This is a genomic window from Nostoc sp. PA-18-2419 (genome assembly GCF_005869855.1).
Taxonomy (GTDB): Bacteria; Cyanobacteriota; Cyanobacteriia; order Cyanobacteriales; family Nostocaceae; genus Nostoc.
Genome location: NZ_SZNH01000004.1, coordinates 1 through 25,170, shown reverse-complemented (window position 1 = coordinate 25,170; position 25,170 = coordinate 1). Strand labels below are relative to the sequence as shown.

The window sequence follows — 25,170 nt, the reverse complement described above, 5'->3', positions numbered from 1 at the left end:
CTAGTGCCGAACGGGGGCTGGCATCTGCCAATGTTTGGCTTCTAAGATATTCTGATTATATTAATGTATTGGATAGGTTTTCCGTAGCGCTAAAGTAGTGCTTTGAAGTTATTTACAAATATCTATATCCCGGATAGGAACTTTGAGTTATGAGGGTTAGCTTACAGCCTGCCTTGAATGATAGTCATTTAGACGCCAATCAACTGAACAGTCAACGTCAGTTGGGAATTTCGATTTCAGCGATCGCCGAAACTCAAGACCGTAATGTGCCACTGAATTTGTGCTTAATTCTCGATCATAGCGGATCGATGAATGGTCGACCGCTAGAAACGGTGAAAAATGCGGCGAATCGTCTGGTGGATAGATTAAATCCCGGCGATCGCCTGAGTATTGTAGTTTTTAATCATCGTGCTAAAGTCTTAATCCCTAGTCAAGCGATCGAAGAACCAGAAAAAATTAAACAGCAAATTAACCGCCTAGCTGCTGATGGTGGGACTTCGATCGATGAGGGATTGCGCTTGGGGATTGAGGAGTTGGCAAAAGGAAAAAAAGATAGTGTTTCCCAAGCCTTCTTATTAACCGATGGCGAAAATGAACATGGTGATAATAATCGCTGTTTGAAATTTGCCCAATTGGCTGCCAGCTATAATTTGACTTTAAATACTTTGGGATTTGGTGATAATTGGAACCAAGATATTTTAGAAAAAATTGCTGATGCTGGTTTGGGTACTTTGTCTTATATCCAAAAACCTGATCGCGTACTCGATGAATTTAGCCGTTTGTTCAGTCGCGTTCAAGCAGTAGCTTTGACTAATGCTTATCTGCTATTCTCCTTGATGCCCAATGTCCGGCTAGCGGAACTCAAACCCGTCGCCCAAGTTTCTCCGGACACGATTGAGTTACCACTGCAACAAGAATCTGACGGACGTTTTTCTGTGCGCTTAGGAGATTTAATGAAAGATGCAGAACGGATGATTTTAGCTAATATTTATTTGGGACAATTACCAGCAGGGAAACAAGCGATCGCTAATGTCCAAGTCCGCTACGATGACCCAGCTACCAACGAAACAAGTTTATTTACCCCAAATATCCCAGTTTACGCCAATATAGTCGGAGATTACCAACCAAACCCCAATCCCCAGGTGCAACAATCTATTTTGGCATTAGCCAAGTATCGCCAAACTCAGTTAGCTGAGACGAAATTACAACAAGGCGATCGCACTGGTGCGGCGACAATGCTGCAAACGGCTGCCAAAACTGCCCTACAAATGGGAGATACTAGTGCGGCGACAGTGTTGCAAACTTCTGCCACCCAGCTTCAATCTGGACAAGATTTATCCGAAAGCGATCGCAAGAAAACCAGAATTGTCTCCAAAACAGTTTTGCAAGATACCCCTCCCCAATGAAAGTTAAATTGCTATCGGCGCTAAATGATAATTATGTTGATGTGGCTCAAACTAGTAGTCAACGTCAATTGGCAATGACAATTTCGGCGAGCGTTAGTGAGTTTGACCAAAATCTGCCCCTTAACCTCTGCTTGATTCTAGACAAAAGTGGTTCCATGCATGGACAACCAATTAAAACGGTGATTCAAGCAGTAGAAGGATTAATCGACCGATTGAAAGTTGGCGATCGCATCTCTGTTGTGGCTTTTGCGGGTTCTGCGGAAGTCATTATCCCTAACCAAGCGATTGAAGACCCCGAAAGTATCAAATCTGAAATTAAAAAGAAACTGAGTGCTAGCGGCGGTACGGTAATTGCCGAAGGTTTAGAACTGGGAATTACAGAACTGATGAAGGGCACAAGAGGTGCTGTTTCCCAAGCCTTTTTACTGACGGATGGGCAGGGTGAAAGCAGTTTGCGGATTTGGAAGTGGGATATTGGCCCGGATGACAACAAACGTTGTTTAGAACTCGCACTAAAAGCCGCCAAGCTCAACTTAACTATCAGCACTCTTGGATTTGGTAATAAATGGAATCAGGATTTGTTAGAAAAAATTGCTGATATCGGTGGTGGTACTTTAGCTTATATTGAGCGTGCCGAACAAGTTGTAGAGCAGTTTAGTCGTTTATTTGGACGCATTCAATCTGTAGGGCTAACCAATGCCTATTTATTGTTTTCTTTAGTACCAAATGTCCGACTAGCAGAATTTAAACCGATTGCCCAAGTTTCTCCAGACACAATTGAGTTGCCAGTGGAACCAGAAGCTGATGGTAGTTTTGCTGTGCGTTTGGGAGATTTAATGCAGGATGTAGAAAGAATAGTTTTAGCTAATATTTATTTAGGACAGTTGCCACAGGGAAAACAGGTAATTGGGCATCTGCAAATCCGCTATGATGACCCCTTAGTTAACCAGCAAGKCTTACTTTCTCCCATCGTCCCGGTGTATGCAGATGTGGTGAGGGCGTATCAACCAGTATCTAATCCTCAGGTGCAGCAATCGATTTTAGCATTAGCCAAGTATCGCCAAACCCAGTTAGCTGAAGCGAAATTGCAACAAGGTGATCGCACTGGTGCAGCTACAATGCTACAAACAGCTGCCAAAACCGCCTTACAAATCGGAGATAAAGGAGCAGCGACAGTATTGCAAACTTCCGCTACTCGCCTGCAAGCTGGGGAACAACTTTCGGAAGCTGACTTGAAGAAGACTAGGATTGTGTCAAAGACCGTTTTACAGGAATAGTAAAAAATCCAGCGTTGCTGATTAACTACACAAATGCGTCGTCCTAGAGTTGAGCCTCGCTTCTTCAAAGGTGTAGCTGTCGCTTGTTTGACAGGTAGTAGATTACTTCGATACCTATGGCTACTCCTACCATAAACACTAAAACCCAGACGGTTTGTGGATCTGTTTGCAAAGCAAACCAAATTAATATTCCTAGTGCCACTAAACATATTCCAGCACCTAGAAGTGAAATCCACTGCTTGCTTTTCGTATAACGATGCATACGAGCATTAGCTAAATTAACCGCAGCAAATATCAGCAGAAATCCAGCACTACCCATTGTTGAGATCCGATTTATGTCAAATAAATTGGCAATTATCAGAGTAATACCGCTAGTAATAAATAAGCCAATTGAAGATTGGTTAGAGTCATTTACTTGGATGCCAGAGTCAAAGCCCTTAGATTTAGCAATAATAGAACTAAAACGAGCTGAACCGTAGAGTGTTGCGTTACTAGCTGAGATAGTTGATAACAAAGCAGCAATAGTAATCAAAACAGATCCAAATTGCCCCATAATTGGTTTGGCAACTTCAGCTAAAGTATAGTCTTTTGCTGCTAAAATCTGTTCTATTGGTTCTGCTCCTAATGTGACGAGTGCTATCAAAACGTAAAGCAAAATAACGAACCCAATTACTGAGTAATAAACTCGTGGCAAAGTATGCTTAGGATTGACAAGATCCTCTGCTGCATTGGCGATTAGCTCAAAGCCTTCATAAGACAAGAAGATTACCATTGCTCCTGCGAAAATTGACTGTAGCGACGATACTGAGACTGGTTCTAGATGGGAGATGTCGATATGACTACTTCCTATAGTAATGAACAGTATCAAAATTCCCAATTTGAAGCTGACAATCCAGATTTGAGATTTCCCAACATAATTGGCAGTTAGTAGATTTAATCCAGTTGTCCCTAAAATTGCCAAGCTAATCAGTAAATGCTTCCAAATAGGTTGAGTAGACTCAGCGAACAGGCTAACTCCATAACTACCAAAAGCCTGCAAGTAAAACGAAAGCATGACTACATAGCTAAACCATAGTAGAAGATTCAGTGTCCCACTAAACAGCCCTGAACCAAAAGCCTGGTTTAAGAAGGTGACTGTCCCGCCTCGACATGGATGAGCTACCGAAAGTTTTGCATAAGCATAAGTAGTTATCAAAGCTATTGTCCCGGCAATCGCAAATGCTAGTGGTGCACCTGTATCAGCTATTTGAATTGCAACTCCCAGCGCTGGAAAAAGTCCACCAACAATGCCTCCTACACCCAATGCCCACACAGACCAGAAACCTATTTTTTTGCGTGACACCTGTAACCTCTTTAGCGATAGATAGTCTTATAGTAGTTGACCACGTACGCAGATAATCAAGCTGAATAATGTTAGGCTGTCGTGCATTAACGCAGCATATCTTTTCGTGTTGGTTGTTGACGGTTGAGAGTTAACCGTCAACAGTCAACGAACCTCATCAACCAGTGTGGAATTTAAAAGCTACTACTGCATACAGCTTGTCTTGTCAAAACTAGCAAAACTCTGTTAAAAGTGCTACAGGTAAATAATTGGTACGTTGATAATTACACATGAAAACCACTGGTATTCATCATATAGCTATTATTTGTTCGGACTACGATCGCTCTAAAAAATTCTATGTCGAAACTTTAGGCTTTGCGATTATTGTAGAGACTTTTCGTACCGAGAGAAATTCTTATAAATTAGATTTACAAGTAGGAGAAAATACTCAAATAGAGTTATTCTCTTTCCCAAATCCTCCCCAAAGATTTAGTAGCCCAGAAGCTTGTGGTTTAAGGCATTTGGCTTTTAAGGTTGATGATGTCGAGGAAACTGTTGATTATTTAAATTCACAAGGTGTTGAAACAGAAAATATTAGGATAGACGAACTTACAGGTAAAAAATTTACTTTTTTTAAAGACCCAGATAATTTGCCGTTAGAGATTTATGAAACTTGAGGTTCAATATGTTGTCAATCAGGGAATATAGATTATCTGATACCAAGGCGATCGTGAAATTGTTTTACGATACAGTTCATGAAATTAATATTAGTGACTACACCCAAGAACAAGTCGATGCTTGGGCACCAAAAAATATGGATTATGAAGTTTGGCACAAAAGGTTACAAACCAAGCTTCCCTACATCGCTGAAGATAATGGGGAGATAGTTGGGTTTGGAGAATTAGAAGCAGATGGTCATATTGATTGTTTTTATTGTCATAGTAAATACCAAAGAAAAGGTATTGGTTCAAAACTTTTAACTCATTTAGAAAATACTGCTAAATCACAAGGAATTAAACAGCTTTATACAGAAGCGAGTATTACTGCAAAGCCATTTTTTCAAAACAAGGGATTTAGCGTAGTTAGCGAACAGCAAGTAGAACGGCGGGGAGTTTGGTTTAAAAACTATGTAATGGAAAAATATTTATGACTTTACTTTAGGGAAAATAAAAAAATACTCAGTTGTTGTAGCGAAAAGCAAAAGTAGAAAAAGCCAATACTATTTTCTAAAGTTACTAAATGTTTGATAATATTTGCAAATTTTTAGCTGAAAATTTTTCCAGCGACTTCGCCACTTGGTTATTAGGCGAACCGATTACTTTAACCGAACTAAGTCCAAAGGAATTATCTCTCGAACCTATTCGTGCTGATGCCTTAATTTTGCTACAGTCAGAACAAAGCGTATTACATTTGGAATTTTAAACTCAAGTCAATGCAGAAATTCCCTTTCGGATGATTGACTATCGGTTACGAGGATATCGGCGCTTTCCACATAAAGCAATGCATCAAGTTGTAATTTACCTCAAGCAGACAAACTCAGATTTGGTGCAGCAAAATACATTTATAATTCCTGGAACACGCCATGAATTTGGAGTTATCAGACTTTGGGAAGAACCAACTGAAGTCTTTTTGAGAACGCCTGGACTTTTACCTTTAGTGGTATTGAGTAGTTCGCTTGAGCAGAAGTTATACTTAACGAAGTGGCACGGAAAATTAACGATATTACAGAATCAAAAACTCAAAGTAATATTGCTGCTTCTACGGCAATTTTAGCTGGTTTAGTATTAGATAAAGAAGTTATCAGACGAGTTTTGAGGTCAGATATTATGCGCGAGTCACCAATTTATCAAGATATTTTACAAGAAGGTAAAGCCGAAGGTAAAGCTGAAGGTAAAGCTGAAGCTTTAGTTGAAGTGGCAAGAAATTTATTTAATACTGGTATGCCATTAGAACAGATAGCAACAGTGACAGGGTTAGCAATTGAACAGTTAAAGTATTTCCAGGCAAGTGAGTCTAGTGAGTCTAATTAACAAATAATCGGTGCAGGTTGACTGCACCGATCGCACAATTTAATTCTAATTACAACGAACATTTCCCTCACGCCAATGCAGAAGCTTGGGGTTTGGCAAAAATCATCCTTCCTGCTGTAGTTTGTAAAGCACTAGTGACTACCACCCGCACTTCAGCACCTACATAACTGCTACCTTCTTCAACGACTACCATTGTCCCGTCATCCAGGTAACCAATGCCTTGGCTGGGTTCTTTACCTTCTTTGAGAATTTTCAAATCCAGGTTGTCACCAGGTAAATAACTGGGACGAACCGCGTTCACCAAATCATTCACATTTAAAACAGGTACTTTCTGAACGCTGGCGACTTTAGACAAATTGTAGTCGTTGGTTAGCAGTGTACCGCTGATTTCTTGGGCGAAGCGGACTAACTTTGCATCGACTGTGGCAATATCTTCGTAGTCAACTGGGTTGATCAGGATGCGATCGGGGTAATTTTCCTTAATGCGGTTGAGAATTTCTAGTCCTCGCCTTCCGCGCACCCGCTTTTGATCTTTGCTTGCATCGGCCACTTGTTGGAGTTCCTGCAAAACAAACTGCGGTACAATAATTTGTCCTTCGAGAAACCCTGTTTCTAGGAGTGCTTCAATGCGCCCATCAATAATGCAGCTAGTGTCTAAAACTTTGGTGTTGGCGGGTTTTAACGTTCCTTCCACAACCAACGATTCTACGGGGTTGGGATTAATGAACCGCAATAAGCCTCGTCCGTGGGTATCTGCCAAATTCATGCCAGTGACGGCAAGGATAATACTACCGACAACTGCTACCAGTGGCTTAATAAAGCCAAAATCTGCCGGGATGGGTAACAAAAATAACGGCGCCAGCATGAGGTTTGCTAGCAATAGCCCAATCACTAGTCCGATCGCACGAGTTAAGATCGCTTCTAGAGGCATTTCTTTGACTTGTGCCTCTAGGCGACGATATGCCGTCTGGAAACTCAGTCCAATCGCACCACCAATAATGGCGGCAAAAACAGCAATAATTAAGCGTAAAGCTTCTAGATTTGTCACCTTATCTAAGGTGCCATTGGGTAGCAGTTCTATGCTGTAGAACCCTATTCCCGATGCTGCCAGAATGAATGAGAAAATGATAATGGCGTCAAGCATGGTTATCTTGTTTTCCTGCAACTGTGTTAACCGATAAAGTTAAGTATTTTTTATTTCATCGGTAAGATAAACTAATTAATATTGACTTACACTAAGGGTTTAGGCAAACAATATCTGCAATTATTATAACCAAAGCCTTTTATCTTCATATTTTTCATTGTTTCGTTGTAAAACGATAAAAACTTGTAAAAAAACTACTCATTTTCATGATTTCTAATTCGCAGTTAGGCTAACTTAATTGTTTCTCAAAATGAGTCAAAAATTTAGTGTTTCTGAAATTGTAAGTTCTGCTTATGTACATATTCCCTTTTGCAGACGGCGGTGTTTTTATTGTGATTTCCCGGTATCTGTTGTAGGCGATCGCTTGCGGGGCGAAACATCTGGTACTATCTCTCAATATGTTGAGGTGCTATGTCAAGAAATTGCCATCACCCCAGTATTTGGTCAATCCCTGAAGACAATTTTCTTCGGTGGTGGTACTCCTTCACTACTATCAATAGAGCAGTTACAACGTATACTGACAATGCTGGAGCAGCGTTTCGGTATTGCTTCTGGGGTAGAAATTTCTATGGAAATGGATCCAGCTACCTTTGATTTACAACATTTAGCAGGTTATCGTAGTGCAGGGGTGAACCGCGTAAGTTTGGGTGTACAAGCCTTTAATGAAGAATTATTGCAAATTGCAGGGCGATCGCACTCGGTCGAAGATATTTTTGCAGCTGTGGAATTGCTCCACCAAGTCGAGATTCCCGAATTTAGCTTAGACTTAATTTCTGGGTTACCGCATCAGTCTTTGGATCAATGGCATGATTCTCTAAATAAAGCCTTGGCGCTTTTACCAACTCACATATCTATCTACGATCTTACCATCGAACCGGGTACAGCCTTTGGTCGTTACTACAAACCTGGTGAGGGTTCTTTACCGACAGATGAAACCACAGTCAAAATGTACCAAATGGCGCAGCAGGTTTTGACTGATGCAGGTTATGAACATTATGAAATTTCTAATTATGCCCAACCCGGTCATCAATGTCGGCATAATCGAGTGTATTGGGAAAACCGCCCTTATTATGGTTTTGGTATGGGTGCGGCGAGTTATCTTCAAGGCAAACGCTTCACTCGTCCGCGTAAGACTAAGGAATATTACCAATGGGTGCAAGCTGGCGGTGTGATTGATTGTCAAGTGACTCCCCCAAAAGAAGTATTGTTAGAAACATTAATGTTGGGGTTGCGTTTAGCGGAGGGTGTGAATTTAACGGCATTTGGAGAACAGAAGGTAGAGGAAATTTGTAAGTATTTGCGATCGTATTTTGATAAAGGTTGGGTGGAAGTTGCAGCAGGAAGGTTGCGTTTGAGCGATCCCCAAGGATTTTTATTTTCTAATGTGGTATTGGCAAAGTTGTTTGAAAAGTTGGGGTAACGAACTGTTCCAGATGCAAAGAGTACAGACACAGCAGAGATTAATATTATTGAATTTAGGGATGAATTATTCTTTAAACCTTTGCGCTTTTGTTTTGGAAAGTCTAAGGTGAGGAAACCTCTGCCGCAACTTTGCATGAAGCAACACTAGGAGATTTTAAGCGATGAGGATTGATAATTTATGCAAAAAGATAAAGTTAAGAAAGCTGTGATTCCGGTAGCTGGTTTCGGTACTCGTTTATTTCCAGCTACGAAAGTTGTCAAAAAAGAACTTTTCCCAATTATCGACAGAGATGGTAGAGCAAAACCTGTGATTTTAGCAATTATTGAAGAGGCAATTAGTGCTGGAATTACAGAAGTGGGAATAGTCGTACAGCCAGATGACAAAGAAATATTTGAAAATTTATTGAAAAAACCACCCAAAAAAGAACTTTTAGCCAAACTTTCCCCGCAAAATCAAGAATACAGCCGATATTTAGAAGATTTAGGTAGCACAATCACTATCTTATTGCAAGAGGAGCAATTAGGCTATGGTCATGCAGTCTTTTGTGCTAATGATTGGGTACAAAATGAACCGTTTCTGTTAATGTTGGGTGACCACATTTATGCATCTAATTTGGAAAAATCTTGTGCTAATCAAGTTTTAGATATTTACGACCAAGTTAATCAAAGTATTGTTGGTTTAACTGCAATGCCAGCAGAAATTATTCATAAAGCAGGATGTGTAACGGGAGTTTGGCAGGAGTTAAACTCGATTTTAAAAGTTACACAATTATATGAAAAACCTACGGTTGAATATGCACAAAACCATTTGCATATCAAAGGAATGCCAGAAAATGAGTTTTTGGGTATATTTGGCTTGTATTTACTGAGTCCGAAAATTTTTGACTTTCTAGCAGAACACATCAACCAAAATTTTCGAGAACGAGGTGAATTTCAGTTAACATCATGTCTTGAAAGATTGCGTCAAGAAGAAGGAATGACAGGATATGTTGTTAAAGGTAAGTGTTTTGATACAGGTTTGCCAGAGGCTTATCGCCAAACAATGATTGATTTTCCAAGTGTTTCTTAGCTAAAATAAACTATTAGTTAAGCTTCTAGAAAAATTTTTGCTCTGCTGATAGCAACATCTAAGAGGATATTTAAAAAGTGGGCAACTAGTGTAAAAATCCTCATAAGGCTAATGCTGGAATTTATAGATAGCAGCACCTTGGGAGTTTATTTATAAGGCTGGTTCAGTAGAATCAGGTTTAGTTTGCCAAACTAATACAAGGGCAATTAGAGCTGGAACAGTTTGAATGATTAAAGTAGTAGGTTTTAAGGTAATTGCTCCAAAAATACCTGCAACAATAACACAAACTAAAAAAAAGATACGTAATGGCTTTTGATTAGTAGTGTCGAAAGCTGACCATAATAACCCTGCTGCAATAAAACTATTGTAAATACCTGCATTTTTAACAATTGGTTCTGCTTGAATAGCTATTTCTGCTGGAAAACAAAACCTCGTTTGCAGAAAAAATGCTGCAAAAAAAATCTCTACAAATGCTAAACTTACATGGATAATACCAATGATTACAACTAATATTTGCGTTATTTTGGGATTGAGTTTCATGTTAATTTTTCCTAGTCAGTTTCAATCAATAGTAAAAGGTATTGATACAACCATATTTGTGACTTATCTAAAAAGCAATACTAGGGTGGGCTACGTCAACGCTACTAAACTTGAGCACTGACAGCCGATTCTAACATTTGTATTGTTCCCAGATTAGCATTTATCTCTACTTCCACACCAATTGGTATAGTAAATTTATCTTTAATATGACCAATCATTGAACCGTACCAAGCAGGAATACGCAAAGGAACTATATGGTCTTGCAATACTTGCATTAAGGTAAATGATGGTTCATCTCCAAGACTACAATTAGTACATTGTCCAAAGATAAAACCAGTAATTTGGTTAAGTATTCCAGCAGTTTTTAACTGGGTTAACATCCTATCCACACGGTAAATATCCTCACCAATTTCTTCTACAAATAAAATACTTTTGTTCCAGGAAGGTAGATAAGGCGATCCTACCATCGCTGACAAAACTGATAAGTTTCCACCCACAAATTTACCCCTGGCTTTTCCTGGCGCTATTATCTCCACTCGCACTTCCTTAGTGTTGGAATTTTGCATGGTTACGGCTTCACCATTAAATAGGATGTGCTGGAAGTAATCCACTGTAAACTGATTCCAGGTAGACATGGCTACGGGCCCGTGAAAAGTAATTACCTGACTACGAGCATTAATTGCCAACAATAAAGTAGTAATATCGCTGTACCCGATGAGGATTTTGGGATGGGAGCGAATCAGTGAATAATTTAGTAAGGGTAAAATCCGATTACAACCCCAACCACCACGCATGGCAATTATTGCTTTGATGGAGCGATCGCTAAACATTAAGTTTACATCCTGGGCGCGATCGCTATCTCTACCTGCTAAATAACCATAACGGTCTAAGATATGCTTACCTTGCTTGACTTTTAACCCTAATTGTGTAACTGATTTTTGCGCTGCTTCGATATCTTTAGCGTCAACGATACCCGCAGGCGCGATTAATCCTACAGTGTCACCCACTTGTAGGCGTGGTGGCTTGAGGACAGTATTTAAGGATAGCTTACCTTGAGCAGTAAGTAGCGGTACGTGGGTAGCTAAGGTAGCGAGTCCACAAGTTGTAAGAAATTGTCGGCGTTTAATAGTCATAAGTTGGCGACTTGGGATTGAGTACTGGATATTGATCGGGTTAAGAAAGTTCTTCTTTAGTCGCTAGTCTCTAATCTCCAGTATCCAGTTTTGTACAGAGTAGTTATAGCAAGCGTAAATCATTTGTCAATAAAAATATTCCCGACTTCTTTAAGGAGTCAGGAATCTAAACCTTTCAATTTTCACAAATCAAATAGCATTGCTATATATTAATGTTAAACCCCCTGTACTCCATCAACTAAACCGTCTGAAATCGCAAATCCATTGGTAGCAAATCTACGATCATTTTCTAATAAATCAGAGGTAAAATAGATAAATTCTGTATCTCCAATTACAGGTAAAAAATAGTCAGATAGTTGCATCGCTTGTAAACAAAGATTGATACTAGAAGCAGCTGAATTATATGTCTCAATATTTTCTACTAGAACATTTAATAATCGTCGATTAGTGGCAATTTTGGCTTCAGCTTCTTGTTCTAGCGTTTTCTCTAAAAAAGCACGTGCTTGTGGGTACTGTTGCAAAATATCATCTGCTTGTCGATCCGCCATTGGTAATAACTGAGTTTTCAGGATTTGGTTGATGGTTTGACGGAAAGATTTACGAATAGTTTGGGAAACCTTTGGTTCAAAATCTAATTTCAATAACTGCCTAATTGCTGGTTCTGCTTCGACGATACTTTCAGCGTCGTAAGTTTGGGAAGTTTGTAATAAAGTCTGGCGAAATTGATATATAGAAAAAGTGCCTTCGTCATAAAATCTGGGACTTTCTCGGACAAAGCGATCGCACTCTACACTAGCTGCACTCACTACTGCTTGAGTCACTTGTTTTTCTAAATTTCTAATTTCTTGTTCTATGCCGCCATCATTATCTAATAAGCGATACAATTGGCGATAATATTCTGATTTGCGAATTTTTTCGAGCAACCGTTGGAAAAAATTTGTAACTATTTGTTGAGAAGATTCGATTAAAATATCTTCTAATTGATTTGCTAAGTAATAAAACGCCTCTACTAAAATCGCCAGTAAAGGTGCTGTCGCATTGCGAGGGTGACTGATTGTTGCACGTCGATAAGCATAACTTACGGAAAAACTATCTAGTAACTCATCTAGACGGCGAATCATTCTGGATTGCAATTGCTTAAAATCACTTTCAAAAGTATTACAAGAATTATTAATTATTAAGTTAACTTCTTCTGCAATCTGCTGACTAAAATCTTTACCAATCTGCTGAAGTTGCTGATTTAGGCGTTGTAATTCTTGCGCCTTCATTGCCTGTATTTCTTGGGGCTGACTCTCCAAATTGCGTTGTACGCTTTGGTAATGTTTCTTCAGTTCGATACAAACATCTCCCAAGTCGTTTGCAAGAGTCTTAAATAATTGGGGACGCTTTTCTTCAGTCAAATAACGAGTAATCGCTATACGAAAATCCTCAATTCCACTATCTTCAATTAGCTGTTCTATCAGTTCATTTCCCCAATCTTCCAGAATCCGCACATAATTTTGATTTGGCGTTTCAAACCCGTTCACAGAAACACGAAATTTTGTGGAAGATAGCTTCCCTGAATTTACACAATAGTTGTTAAAGGCATAGACAAATTGTGGTGTTTCTTCTTTACCATCCAAACTTTTGACGCTTTCAGCAAAACAAGAATCTAAACCAAATCTATCCTTTTGACTTGTTTGTTTAATCTGACTGCCATAAAATCCTAGTAAGCCACTGGTTTTATAAACCCTAGTTGTATCCCGAAATTGCCCACTAATTAAATCATCTAATCGTTGGCGTAGCTGAGTATTGTACCAAGTCTCATCGATGCGGTTGAAGATGTAGAAAACGCGATCGCGTACTCCCCCATTCTCCCGCATTAATTCCAAAAGTTCTGTTTCTTCTTTTGTCATGTCACCCGCCGAAGCAGGTTTCAACACGCATACCACCGCCGAAGTATCGGGATGTTGAATTTTTGCATAAGTTAGCTGTGCATCCTTCTCCACTGGCGCATCGATACCCGGCGTATCAATAATGACATTTCCATCTTCTAGCAAAGGATGGTTGCAGTAATATTCTATCCGCTTCAATACCGCACTATTACTACCACGACGCGCATATCCCGCAGCTTCCTTGAGATTAGAAAAGTTAAATTGCTCCATTGAATATGTAGCATTAATCACCGTATTGATGCGATCGCGGTTTGCTATATATCCCTCTAGCAATAAGATTAACGCCTTCGCCTGTTTTGCACGTTCTGATTTACTCTCACCACCCTCCTGTTGAATAATAGCTTCGCAGCCTTGATGTAGCAAATTAATTACATCACCTTGGTTGATATTCGCTACCGTCTTAAATCCTAATTGCTGACATAAAAAAACTGCTTGTTCCCGAATTTCCGCTTCACTTAAAAAAGTTAAAACAACGCGTTCTTTATCTAGTTCTGCATACTCGATTTTACATTCTGTACCTGTAGCGTGTCCCTCTGCACTATACAATAATTCTCTCTCCAAAAGTGCATTAATTAGCATTGATTTACCAGCACTAAAAGCACCTGCAAATACAATCTCGAATTTTGGAGAAATCGCTTTATTTAAAGAAGTTTGTACAGATGTAATATCTTGAGAACGTAGCGTTGGTTCTTGCTGTAAAAGTTGTAATATAAATTCAACTTGCTCTTTCAACTTTTTGCACTGAAGCGGTAGATCTGGCATATTCAGCATCCTAATAATATTTATGTATATATTAGTTATATTATTTTTTAAATGGCTCAGTAAAAATCCTGATAATATTCCTGTTGTCTAGTTGCTGGATATTACTTAAATGACTAATTAATCACTATTGAATAATCAAAGTATTTTCCTATCAAATTAAAACCCCACAACCATTTAAAATAAAGCTGAAGGAACTTGATACAGTATCAACAGAAAAATTTGAAATCATTGATCTTAATGTTAAAATAGTAATTAAAGGTATACATTTGTATACCGCTCTATCAGAGCGAGAAGGCAAAACTATCAGCGGACATCTCGACTATGAATGAATTATTTATACAACTGCTAAAATAGTCGTTGGTGCGAGTGAGGAATTTACCTTTAATATAACTTTTGAGCAAAAAATAGGTTTTTAAGGACTATAAATTATTCTCACTTATTGATAAATATAGTTACATCAAAATAAAGTAAAGATAACATTTAACACTGTTTAATTAACCATTTTTATGAATGTATTGAGAATAATAATTATTCACTTGATTTGAGTAACAAATGCTTGCTGTTATATTCTCAACACCTTACAAATAGTAACATTAGACAAAGTACTATAGAGATACAATATAAAATAGTCAAAAGCTATTGTTATCTATAAGATTGCTGGACTTTTGGCTAAAGTCAAAAATCTTTAAGCATTCTATATTTTACGTCAGCACTGTTGTTAGACAAAATTAAAATGTCAGTTATGCAACCTTCTCTGGCTCTTGATAGCTTAAATATTCTCGTAGTTGAAGATGATGATGATATTCGCTTTTTTATTAGTACAGTGTTGGAAGCAGATGGAGCTAGCATTGTAGCAGTTCCATCAGCAGCAGCAGCACTGGAAGTTTTACCCCAATTGCTACCTGATGTCTTAGTTTGTGATATAGGTATGCCTGGAGAAGATGGTTATACCTTGATCCGCAAAATACGCGCGCTTAAGCCAGACATGGGTGGAAAAGTTATCGCTATCGCTTTAACTGCCTTTGGCGATAGCGAAAGTCGTATTCGCGCTTTAGAAGCTGGCTTTCATACTCATGTATCTAAACCAGTCTTTCCAGAAGAATTAGTTGAGATAGTCGCTAATTTGGTTGCTTGTTGTAATTGGTAATAAATTGTATTTTTACCTCTTTTGAGGCACTAGTACAGGTAGTTGACGAACACCTGCTACGGACTTGGCGTGTTGTCCAACAGTCAAAACATTGAACTGACTCGATATAAATTCTAAACTTTTGTTTACCACTGCTAGCTTTTTGTAGGTGGGAACGCTCATACCAGGAAAAAATGATAACTCTGGTACATCTTCTTGACTTAAAAAGTCTGTGGGATGGAGTAGCAAAGAAGGCTGTGTGCGTGTAACTTTACATAGCCACAAAGCAATTCTCAAGTAAAATAATGCCAAATCACTCGAAAATGTACTCAGATACATGATGTAACTAAAGTGAATTGGCACTTTGAAAATTGGCATGGTGGTAACAGGAATTTCAGTGAGTTTATCCTTACCCATGTGCCACTGGTAGGGATTTAGAGGCTGCAAACCATCTTTAAAACTGCCAAACAAAGCTTCCCGTTTTTTGCGTTCTTCTTTGCTGAGCTTACAAGTCATTAAATAATAAGCTCGTGCTATAGGCCCCAAAATTGTTGGAAAAGTTGAAGCATCATATTCGTACCCGCGTCGTGCTAAGACTTTTAGCACCGCTGGCGAAAAACTGTATCCAGGCCCCCGGAAGCCTATAGGGTGTTGATAGGTGACGCGCTTGATATGTTCTTCGGCCATGGCCACTTCTTCTTCAATCTCATTTTCCGAATACAGATGTAGCCAAGGATCGTGGTAGAATGAATGATTGCCGATTTCATGACCAGCGTTGGCGATCGCTTGTATTGCCTTGCGATTCTTTTCCAGTGCTGCATCCTGACCGACAATAAAGACTGTAATTCTCAAATTCCATTGCTGGAGAATTTCTAGAAAACGCGGTACTGCAATATCCAAGTATGACGGGAAACTCTCCCAACCCGGAGCGCCTTGATTTTTCAGATAAGACCAAATATTATCTAAGTCCAGAGAAAGACTGGCTATTGGTTTTTTTGCTTTTGCTTTGGTTTTCATTATTAGTTCTATTTGATAATTTTAAGATTAATATTTAGTTTAAAATCAGCATTATTTAGGCAATTTAGCCATAGATATCGCCCAAACGAGATATTAACGCTTATTGAATTTGACCATTTTTTCCTGTTTAAAAATATATTATTAGTTAAATCAAAAATCGGTACTTTTATATCTTTATAATCTCGACTTTATCAAACATTAAAATAACTTTTTATCCTAATCTTTAATTATTGGTAGTTAATGTATCATCAAAATACATTTAAATCTATACAAGTAAGTATTATAAGTCTTAGCATTATAAAAATAGTGTAAATTTTAGATGAAGTTTTTGTGTTTATACTTAAAAACTAACTTTCTGATAGCCGATGGGGCGACAAAATACCCAAAAAAGCTGATGAGGTAGAGTGTGTAACAAATTTTCATCCAAAAAGTAAAGATAATTTTGTCAATTAGACCTACTTTTTCAAAAAGTTACCTTAATTTGACGAAACATACCCCCAAAATCATCTTATTCATACAGAATATTTATTGCTTTATATTTTAATTTATCTCCTACAATCCATTAAAAAAGTTAGTATACAAATGGCTGATACTTTACTATTTTCTCTATTTAAAATTTTAAATAGAGAAAATATAGAATATTTGGTCATTGCCAAACTCAAAAATCTAAACAGTTTAATTTTAATTATTCCGAAATGGTTAGAAACATATTTGATATCTGAGAAAATAATTTATGTAGGAATTTGGACAAACTACTATCTGACAAATCTCTTGATAACGATAAAAGAGTTATAAAGTTAAAGTAGTCTTCAAGTTGCTGCCCTTAGCTAAGGCTAATGGTATATGTATTCTACGCTCCTAGCATTGAGAAAATTTGAGCGATCACCAAAACAAGTGCAAACCTTTTATTGTTGAAAAGTAACCCACTACATATATCTCAACAATCTACGTTACAATATACTACAGATAGTGCATCTTACTACATCTGACAAAACTTAGCTATTCCAGTAGTCAACACTGCTACGGCTAAAAACCCATTTATCTTGAAGACATTGGAAATTCTCACGGATAATAGTGAGAATTAGACTCCTATATTCCTTGTGACATCAGCACCGTGACAGAAACTAAAAGCTACAAAGATACTGTAAACTTACCCAAGACTAACTTTGAGATGCGGGCAAACGCTATCAAGCGTGAGCCAGAAATCCAAAAATTTTGGTTAGAAAATAAAATTTACGATCGCCTTTCACAAAACAACCCCGGCGAATTATTTATACTGCACGATGGGCCTCCCTACGCTAATGGCTCACTCCATATCGGTCATGCTTTAAATAAAATTCTTAAAGATATTATTAATCGCTACCAACTGCTACAAGGGCGTAAAGTTCGCTACGTGCCTGGTTGGGATTGTCACGGTTTACCAATTGAGTTGAAAGTTTTGCAAAACATGAAGTCAGCAGAACGGCAAAACTTAACGCCTTTGCAACTACGACAAAAAGCTAAAGAATATGCCCTAGCTGCGGTAGATGACCAGTGCCAAAGTTTTAAAAGCTACGGTGTTTGGGGTGATTGGGATCATCCTTATTTAACGCTGAAGCCGGAATATGAAGCGGCGCAAATTGGTGTATTTGGTCAGATGTTCTTGAAAGGCTACATCTATCGTGGTTTGAAGCCTGTTCACTGGAGTCCTAGCTCTAAAACTGCTTTGGCGGAAGCTGAGTTGGAATATCCAGAAGGTCATGTTTCCCGGAGTATCTATGCGGCGTTCCCTGTCACCAGTCTTGGAGAAGGGGCGAAATCGCTGCTAGGAGAATATTTGCCGGATTTGGGTGTGGCTGTGTGGACGACTACACCTTGGACGATTCCGGGAAATTTAGCGGTGGCGGTAAATGGGGATTTGAATTATGCGGTGGTGGAGGTGTCACACAAAGACGCCGAAGCCCAAAGTAATTTCAAATACTTAATTGTGGCCGCGGAGTTGGTGGAAAGGTTAGCTGCGACGTTGGGTGTTGAGTTAACGCTAAAAGGTACAGTTAAAGGGAGTGATTTAGAACATACTAGTTATCGTCATCCTTTGTTTGACCGAGAAAGTCCGGTAGTTGTGGGTGGGGATTATATTACTACTGAGTCCGGTACTGGGTTGGTACATACTGCTCCCGGTCATGGTCAAGAAGACTACATTGTTGGTCAGCGCTATGGTTTGCCTATCCTTGCACCTGTGGATGATAATGGGAATTTTACCCAAGAGGCGGGAGAGTTTGCGGGGTTAAATGTGCTGGGTGATGGGAATCAGGCGGTGATTGATGCCTTAAGTGCAGCTGGTTCTTTGTTGAAGGAAGAACCTTATCAACATAAGTATCCTTACGATTGGCGAACCAAAAAGCCAACGATTTTCCGCGCTACCGAACAATGGTTTGCTTCAGTGGAAGGATTTAGAGAAGAAGCATTAAAGGCGATCGCTTCGATAAAATGGATTCCAGCCCAAGGTGAAAATCGCATCACGCCAATGGTGGCGGAACGTTCTGACTGGTGTATCTCTCGTCAGCGTGCTTGGGGTGTACCGATTCCGGTTTTCTACGATGAAAAAACGGGAGAACCACTGCTGAACGAAGAAACTATCAACCACGTGCAAGCAATTATCGCCGAGCAAGGTTCTGACGCTTGGTGGGAACTTTCAGTTGAGGAGTTATTGCCAGCATCCTATCGCCAAAATGGCAAGTCTTACCGCAAAGGTACAGACACAATGGATGTATGGTTTGATTCTGGCTCATCTTGGGCAGCTGTAGCCAAACAGCGTCCAGAGTTACGCTACCCCGCTGATATGTACTTGGAAGGTTCCGACCAACATCGTGGCTGGTTCCAATCAAGTTTGCTCACCAGTGTGGCAGTAAATGGTATTGCACCTTACAAAACTGTGTTGACTCACGGCTTTGTTTTAGATGAACAAGGCCGGAAAATGAGTAAGTCAATAGGGAATGTAGTCGATCCCCAGGTACTAATTCAAGGAGGTAGCAACCAAAAGAAAGACCCTGCTTACGGTGCTGATGTCCTGCGATTGTGGGTATCTTCAGTAGATTACACCTCTGATGTGCGTCTGGGTAGCAATATCATCAAGCAGTTGAACGATGTTAGAGGTAAGATTCGCAATACGGCGCGGTTTTTGTTGGGTAGCCTCGATGATTTCGACCCAGAAACAGACGCAGTATCCTTTGAAGAATTGCCAGACCTTGACCGCTATATGCTACATCGCATCCTGGAAGTGTTTGAGGAAGTAACAGCAGCTTTTGACAGTTTCCAATTCTTCCGCTTCTTCCAAACGGTACAAAATTTCTGCGTTGTGGATTTATCCAACTTTTATTTAGACGTTGCCAAAGATAGACTGTACATCAGTGCTACTAATGCTTTCCGCCGTCGCAGTTGTCAAACAGTGCTAAAGATAGCTCTAGAGAATTTAGCACGAGCGATCGCTCCAGTATTATGCCACACTGCCGAAGATATCTGGCAATATCTCCCCTACAAAACACCTTACAAATCAGTGTTTGAAGCTGGTTGGGTGCAGGTAGACGAAAAGTGGCGTAATCCAGAATTAGCCGAATTTTGGGAAGCGTTGCGACAACTCCGCACTGATGTTAACAAGGTCTTAGAACAAGCTAGAATCGAAAAACTGATTGGTTCTTCCTTAGAGGCAAAAGCTTTGATTCATATACCTCACAAACAATTAGGGGATGCAATCAAAGCCTTTAACTCAGTTAACGGTAACGGTATTGATGAACTGCGGTATTTATTACTGACTTCCCAAGTAGAATTATTAGATTCTGCTGATGCAATGCAAGGATTAAAATATACAGCGCAGACGGAAGATTGGATAATTGGTGTAGTAAATGCTGACGGGGAAAAGTGCGATCGCTGTTGGAACTATTCCATTCACGTGGGAGAATCAGCAGAGCATCCGCTAATTTGCGAACGGTGTGTTGCAGCCTTAGCAGGAAAGTTTTAAACGGACATTTGAAAAGTTGCTTGTGTTGGGGGGATAATTTAACAACTTCCTTTAATTCCCCCTTGCTTATGTTGACTAAGACAGCTTGCCCGTCATTGCGAGTGATTAGCCGAACATGATATGACTAATGACTAATCAGCATCGATATATTATTTTTTACAAACCTTATGGAGTTCTCAGCCAATTTACAAAAGAGACTCCCACACATAGCACTCTCAAAGATTATATTGATGTGCCTGATGTGTATCCTGTGGGACGCTTAGATTGGGACAGTGAAGGTTTGCTGTTGTTAACCAACGATGGGCAATTGCAACATCGCCTCGCCCATCCGCGTTTTGCTCATCAACGCACTTATTGGGTACAGGTAGAACGAATTCCTGATACAGAGGCAATAAAAAGGTTGCAAACAGGTGTGGAAATTCAAGATTACCGGACTCAACCAGCAGAAGTTAGGCTGTTACTAGAAGAACCACAGCTACCTGAACGCAACCCACCGATTAGATTTCGCAAAAATGTACCAACAGCTTGGCTGGAAATGACTTTGACAGAGGGAAAAAACCGCCAAGTACGCCGGATGACTGCGGCTGTAGGATTTGGGACTTTGCGATTGGTCAGAGTCAGCATCGCCCACTTACAATTAAATGACTTACGACCAGGTCAATGGCGTGACCTTACTGGATCTGAACTGAAATCTCTGCCTAATTTTGGTAAATCAAAAAGTTTTCCCTAAAGGTAAAGCTCAATTCCCGAAAATAAAACAAAGTATACCAATTCCAAATTCAAAATGACGCTTTCTACGAGACGCGCAAGGGACACGGCTTAGCTGCGCTAACAAAATTCACGCATTAAGAAAGCCAGACAGAACAAAGATATGTCCGTATGTATCTGTCGCATTCTTTTTTCAAATTAGTATTAAACTTGAGTTTTAGCGTAAAATACACTAAGTCTATCTACTTACAGTATTTAATAACCAGTAGTTTCTGAAGCTAGGCAGTAATGGTAGCAACTTACAATTAATATACGTATGCAAACTATTCATAACCGTAAAGTTAAAGGCAGAAACTAACGTTGGCAAAATTGCAAGCACAACCTCTGGCTTTGTCAAGCTCTCAAAAAAATTGGGTTTTAGTTGGTGTGGGACTTGGGGTGTTCATGTCTACCCTGGATGTAGGCATTATCAATGTTGCTTTACCCACCTTGGTAGAAGCCTTTGACACCACTTTTCCCATAACCCAATGGGCTGTATTAAGTTATCAGTTGGTTAGTTCCGGTTTAGTGTTGGGAGCAACGCGCTTGGGGGATATGTGGGGCAAGAAGTCCTTATACCAAGGCGGACTAGTTTTGTTTACTTTCAGTTCGCTGTTGTGTAGTCTTGCACCTGGTATCGAGTGGTTAATCGGCTTTCGGGCACTTCAAGGACTCGGTGCCGTGTTCATCTCTGGCCTTGGTTTGGCAATCATCACAGAAGTTTTTCCCTCTTCCGAACGAGGTCGAGCTGTAGGCATCATCGGTAGTGTAGTATCGCTCGGTATTGCTTTTGGCCCATCGGCTGGCGGACTACTGCTGAGTTGGTCAGGCTGGCATAGTATTTTCTCGATTAATGTACCACTGGGGATCGTAGCTAGTTTCTTAGTAGCTCGCGTAGTGCCACCTTCTGTACGCGTTGAGGGAAAACAGAAATTCGATCCTTTTGGAGCAATATTGGCTTTATTAACTTTGGGTAGTTTTGGGCTAGGTATGACACTAGGACAAAGCCAAGGCTTTACTAGTGTCAATGCATTGATATTACTAGCGCTCGCCGCCCTCAGTTTGACAATTTTTTTGGTAGTTGAAACGATGCTTGAGCAGCCACTACTAGAACTACACTTATTTCGCAATCTTCAGTTGAGTATGAGTTTGCTCAGTGGTTGGCTAGCATTCAGTGTGATTGGTGGTTCACTACTGATCGTGCCATTCTTTTTGGAGGGAGTAAAGCAATATTCGACGGTAAAAGTAGGATTACTACTAGCAGTATCACCTGTACTTAGTGGTTTCATCGCTCCCTTAGCGGGAACACTTGCAGACCGCTTTGGCACTCAACTGATTAGCTCAATTGGCTTAGGGTTGATGATTGGCGGCTGTTTAGGGATTAGCACCTTTGATGCTCAAATCACAGAGTTAGGCTATGTGTGCCGCTATTTTATTTACGGTATTGGACTGGGTTTATTTCAATCCCCCAACAACAGCGCTGTTATGGGATCAGTGCCTCGGGAGCGGCTAGGCATTGCCTCTGGGTTGCTGTCTTTGTCACGCACCTCAGGTAACACCGTAGGAGTTTCTCTGTTCGGGGCAGTATTTGGAGGCTTAATCGCGACTATAGCCGGGGGTGCAGATGTATCTGTTGCTCCAGCAGAGGCAATTGTTGTTGGCTTCCAAGAAACTTTTCGCTTTGCAGCTCTAATACTGTGTGTGGCAGCAGTTGCATCTGTTTTGAGGTTGCAAAAGAGGTAGGGGAGCAGGGAGATGTGGTTCGACTTCTCTACCAGACCTACGCGTAGCTTGCTTAAGAGCAGGGGAATGCTCACCAACTGGGGATGGGGAGATGGGGAAGAATAACTCTTAACTCCTTACTCAGTACTCCGAATGACCAATGACTAATGATAAAGGATAAAGGACAAATGACACATGACAAATAAATTAAAAGAAAAAGTAGCAATTATTACTGGCGCTTCATCAGGAATTGGAGAAGCAACAGCGATCGCTTTGGCGGCAGAAGGAGCAAAAGTAGTTATTGCTGCTAGGCGTGGCGAGCTTCTTGATGCGTTGGCAGAACGCATCAAAGCTAGTGGTGGTGAGGTACTGCCCATTGTGACTGATATTACCGATGAAAATCAGGTAAATAACTTAGTGAGCAAGGCGAATGCAGAGTTAGGTCGGATAGATATTGTAGTTAATAATGCTGGTATTGCTTTGCTGGGTACTATTGAAACAGGAAATCCCGCAGACTGGCGGCGGTCGTTTGATATCAATGTTTTAGGGGTGCTGTATGTTACTCAGGCAGCTTTGCCAATTTTGAAACACCAACAATCAGGACATATAGTTAATATTTCCTCAGTTGCAGGCCGGACAGCACGGGCCGGTGTAGGTGTTTACAACGCTACTAAATGGGGTGTAAATGCTCTCTCAGAAGCATTACGCCAAGAAGTCTACAAAGATAATATTCGCGTCACCATTATCGAACCTGGCTTAGTTGACACAGGTATTGATGACCATATTACCGATCCGGTTAGCAAACAACGTATCCAAGAACGACGCAAGTCAATCACACCTTTGCAAAGCGAAGACATTGCTGCTGCGATCGTCTATGCTGTTACTCAACCACCGCGCGTTAATGTCAATGAAATCCTCATCCGACCAACCGGACAAGAACACTAAGTCTTGACCATAGGGGCACAGAGGAAATTATTTATATCTTTGATTTGCTGAAATGTTATTAAGGTAGTACATAAATACTACCTTAGTCTCATACTTAACTATTTAGGATTAATAATTAAGCATTTACCTGTAAGCATATCTTTGAGAATTACTAAATATTCACTCAATGAAATATATACTGTTTTGTCTGGTAGAACATTTGTTTGAGGAAATGGTCGAGTATAAATATTAGACATAGAGTGATGTAATGAATGCTCTAGACAATGATTATGAGTAATAAACAGAAAAAATCTTTCTAAAATTCCACAAGCTTTTAAGTTTCTTGTATTTAAATTACGCTCTTTTAAATCACCTTCTACAATTAGGTTTCCATGTTCGATAAGTTCACAATGATGAACTATAAAAGATCCCATCCAACAGGTGATAAGATAAGAAATTATAATTTTACCAGTAGTAACTCCTAATACTAAATGTGAAGCATAACCAATTCCACCCCAAATAATAATCCGCATCAAAATAGAAATTGCTAATTTTCTAGAACAGTACTGTTTTTTTAGTTTTGGATGTTGCAATATTTGGAAATTTGCCATAAGTAAGACAAAAATATTTCCCAAACCTATTTGTAGAAAATTATAGATAATTCGCAACGATTTATTCTTGATTTCTCCGAATGGATGAAACTCTATATCGTTGTAAGTATTTACTTGAGCATGATGATACGGATGTACTATTTCAAATATTTGCGGGTCAAGAAAAATCATCCAAGATAATATTAAGTAAAAAAGTTTATTGTCGAGATGCGGTAAATACCCATGCCAACATTCATGCATTAACTGTGCTAACAAACAAAGAAGATAAACTCCTGGAAAAATTATAAAAAAGAGTGAAAAAATATTTAACAGAGTATAAACATAAGGCAAAAAAAACAGATATATTACCCAAAGTATTAAGCTTAATAAAAGCTTTACACTTTCTTTTTTTACTATTTTAAGATTAGTAATAGCCGTCATAGTTTAATTCTCTCAAGTGTCTATTCAAGAATAATTAACGCTTGATGAATAAAAGTTTTTTGGTTTTAAGCGCTTATTTGATATTACTCATAAAATTTAAACTTATGCTACATTCATTCAACAAGACTTGAAAATTATTAGACAAAATACTTAATTTAAAATTGAGAAAATCTTAGCCATAATTTTGACAACATCTGATTTTTACAAACATAACTTCTACTCGTAAGTAGAACCCAGTAAATCTTCTCAAGCTGAAGGGGTGACAAAGGGGCTGAAACAAAGCAAATAAAAGAGCGTGACCGTTTTGAGGTAAAAAAAGATAGGTCAGGTATTCTCAACAAGACCTATCAAATGATAATGTTACCTAAATTCTACCAAACTTGCTTTGAAAATGTACTGACACCTACGCAGTACAAGATGCTAGAAATCTTGCTGATGCTATTGCAATTTCATAAAACTGTGACAATTGAGAAGCTAGCAACAGTATTTCCGCAACCCATAAGATTTGAAAGTCGGCGAAGGAGTATTCAAAGATTTTTACTACATTCAAAGATTTTTACTACTACCC

The 25,170-nt window shown here is 39.4% G+C and carries 18 protein-coding genes and 1 pseudogene; 12 read left to right on the top strand and 7 right to left on the bottom strand.

The features are described 5' to 3' along the window. Positions 1–149 precede the first annotated feature (149 nt). Entirely contained in the window at positions 150–1,406 is a 1,257-nt protein-coding gene (locus tag FCR06_RS05705) for a vWA domain-containing protein (protein WP_138497881.1), read from the top strand. Further along, positions 1,403–2,683 carry a vWA domain-containing protein gene (locus tag FCR06_RS05700; protein WP_138497880.1) on the top strand — a complete coding sequence of 427 codons (1,281 nt, stop codon included), beginning with the start codon at positions 1,403–1,405 and terminating at the stop codon, positions 2,681–2,683. Before FCR06_RS05705 ends, FCR06_RS05700 begins: the two co-directional genes overlap by 4 nt. Positions 2,684–2,747: 64 nt before the next feature. Here the strand turns inward: FCR06_RS05700 and FCR06_RS05695 are convergent, their stop codons facing one another. After that, positions 2,748–4,025, bottom strand: a complete 1,278-nt coding sequence (locus FCR06_RS05695; protein ID WP_138497879.1) for an APC family permease — start codon at positions 4,023–4,025, stop codon at positions 2,748–2,750. Positions 4,026–4,294: 269 nt separating this feature from the next. Between FCR06_RS05695 and FCR06_RS05690 the strand changes: the two genes are divergently transcribed. From FCR06_RS05690 to FCR06_RS05680, 3 genes and pseudogenes are all read left to right on the top strand, one after another. Next, entirely contained in the window at positions 4,295–4,681 is a 387-nt protein-coding gene (locus FCR06_RS05690; protein WP_138497878.1) for a VOC family protein, read from the top strand. An 11-nt stretch (positions 4,682–4,692) separates the two neighbouring features. Further along, entirely contained in the window at positions 4,693–5,154 is a 462-nt protein-coding gene (locus FCR06_RS05685; protein ID WP_138498097.1) for a GNAT family N-acetyltransferase, read from the top strand. An 89-nt stretch (positions 5,155–5,243) separates the two neighbouring features. Then, positions 5,244–6,034, top strand: a pseudogene (locus FCR06_RS05680) (Rpn family recombination-promoting nuclease/putative transposase). Between the two features lie 67 nt (positions 6,035–6,101). Here the strand turns inward: FCR06_RS05680 and FCR06_RS05675 are convergent. Beyond that, positions 6,102–7,178: a PIN/TRAM domain-containing protein gene (locus tag FCR06_RS05675; RefSeq protein ID WP_138497877.1), complete on the bottom strand. Its 1,077-nt coding sequence runs from the start codon at positions 7,176–7,178 to the stop codon at positions 6,102–6,104. A gap of 250 nt (positions 7,179–7,428) precedes the next feature. Between FCR06_RS05675 and hemW the strand changes: the two genes are divergently transcribed. Further along, positions 7,429–8,598 (top strand): radical SAM family heme chaperone HemW, encoded by a 1,170-nt coding sequence (gene hemW, locus FCR06_RS05670; protein ID WP_138497876.1) that lies wholly within the window; start codon positions 7,429–7,431, stop codon positions 8,596–8,598. A 180-nt stretch (positions 8,599–8,778) separates the two neighbouring features. Next, positions 8,779–9,669: a UTP--glucose-1-phosphate uridylyltransferase gene (locus FCR06_RS05665; protein WP_138497875.1), complete on the top strand. Its 891-nt coding sequence runs from the start codon at positions 8,779–8,781 to the stop codon at positions 9,667–9,669. A 150-nt stretch (positions 9,670–9,819) separates the two neighbouring features. Here the strand turns inward: FCR06_RS05665 and FCR06_RS05660 are convergent, their stop codons facing one another. The 3 genes from FCR06_RS05660 to FCR06_RS05650 form a co-directional block, all read right to left on the bottom strand. Further along, positions 9,820–10,209 carry a DUF1304 domain-containing protein gene (locus tag FCR06_RS05660; protein WP_138497874.1) on the bottom strand — a complete coding sequence of 130 codons (390 nt, stop codon included), beginning with the start codon at positions 10,207–10,209 and terminating at the stop codon, positions 9,820–9,822. Positions 10,210–10,313: 104 nt separating this feature from the next. Further along, positions 10,314–11,342 carry an LD-carboxypeptidase gene (locus tag FCR06_RS05655; protein WP_138497873.1) on the bottom strand — a complete coding sequence of 343 codons (1,029 nt, stop codon included), beginning with the start codon at positions 11,340–11,342 and terminating at the stop codon, positions 10,314–10,316. 215 nt (positions 11,343–11,557) lie between these two features. Then, a complete protein-coding gene (locus FCR06_RS05650; RefSeq protein ID WP_138497872.1) occupies positions 11,558–14,038 on the bottom strand; it encodes a dynamin-like GTPase family protein in 2,481 nt (826 codons plus the stop codon). Positions 14,039–14,780: 742 nt separating this feature from the next. Here FCR06_RS05650 and FCR06_RS05645 point away from each other — a divergent pair. Further along, positions 14,781–15,185 (top strand): response regulator, encoded by a 405-nt coding sequence (locus tag FCR06_RS05645; protein ID WP_138498096.1) that lies wholly within the window; start codon positions 14,781–14,783, stop codon positions 15,183–15,185. Positions 15,186–15,197: 12 nt separating this feature from the next. Here FCR06_RS05645 and FCR06_RS05640 read toward each other — a convergent pair whose 3' ends face one another. Then, positions 15,198–16,181, bottom strand: coding sequence for a polysaccharide deacetylase family protein (locus FCR06_RS05640; RefSeq protein ID WP_138497871.1), 984 nt, complete (start codon positions 16,179–16,181; stop codon positions 15,198–15,200). A 1,114-nt stretch (positions 16,182–17,295) separates the two neighbouring features. Between FCR06_RS05640 and ileS the strand changes: the two genes are divergently transcribed. The 4 genes from ileS (at position 17,296) to FCR06_RS05620 (ending at position 23,592) form a co-directional block, all read left to right on the top strand. Further along, positions 17,296–20,178 carry an isoleucine--tRNA ligase gene (gene ileS / locus FCR06_RS05635; RefSeq protein WP_138497870.1) on the top strand — a complete coding sequence of 961 codons (2,883 nt, stop codon included), beginning with the start codon at positions 17,296–17,298 and terminating at the stop codon, positions 20,176–20,178. 127 nt (positions 20,179–20,305) lie between these two features. Next, on the top strand, positions 20,306–20,908 hold the full coding sequence (locus FCR06_RS05630; RefSeq protein WP_138497869.1) for an rRNA large subunit pseudouridine synthase E: 603 nt from the start codon (positions 20,306–20,308) through the stop codon (positions 20,906–20,908). Between the two features lie 338 nt (positions 20,909–21,246). Beyond that, positions 21,247–22,668, top strand: a complete 1,422-nt coding sequence (locus FCR06_RS05625; RefSeq protein WP_138497868.1) for an MFS transporter — start codon at positions 21,247–21,249, stop codon at positions 22,666–22,668. 174 nt (positions 22,669–22,842) lie between these two features. Then, positions 22,843–23,592, top strand: a complete 750-nt coding sequence (locus FCR06_RS05620; protein ID WP_138497867.1) for an SDR family NAD(P)-dependent oxidoreductase — start codon at positions 22,843–22,845, stop codon at positions 23,590–23,592. A gap of 98 nt (positions 23,593–23,690) precedes the next feature. On the opposite strand, the gene FCR06_RS05615 is transcribed toward FCR06_RS05620, so the two are convergent. Next, positions 23,691–24,602 carry a fatty acid desaturase gene (locus tag FCR06_RS05615; protein ID WP_138497866.1) on the bottom strand — a complete coding sequence of 304 codons (912 nt, stop codon included), beginning with the start codon at positions 24,600–24,602 and terminating at the stop codon, positions 23,691–23,693. Between the last annotated feature and the right edge of the window lie 568 nt (positions 24,603–25,170).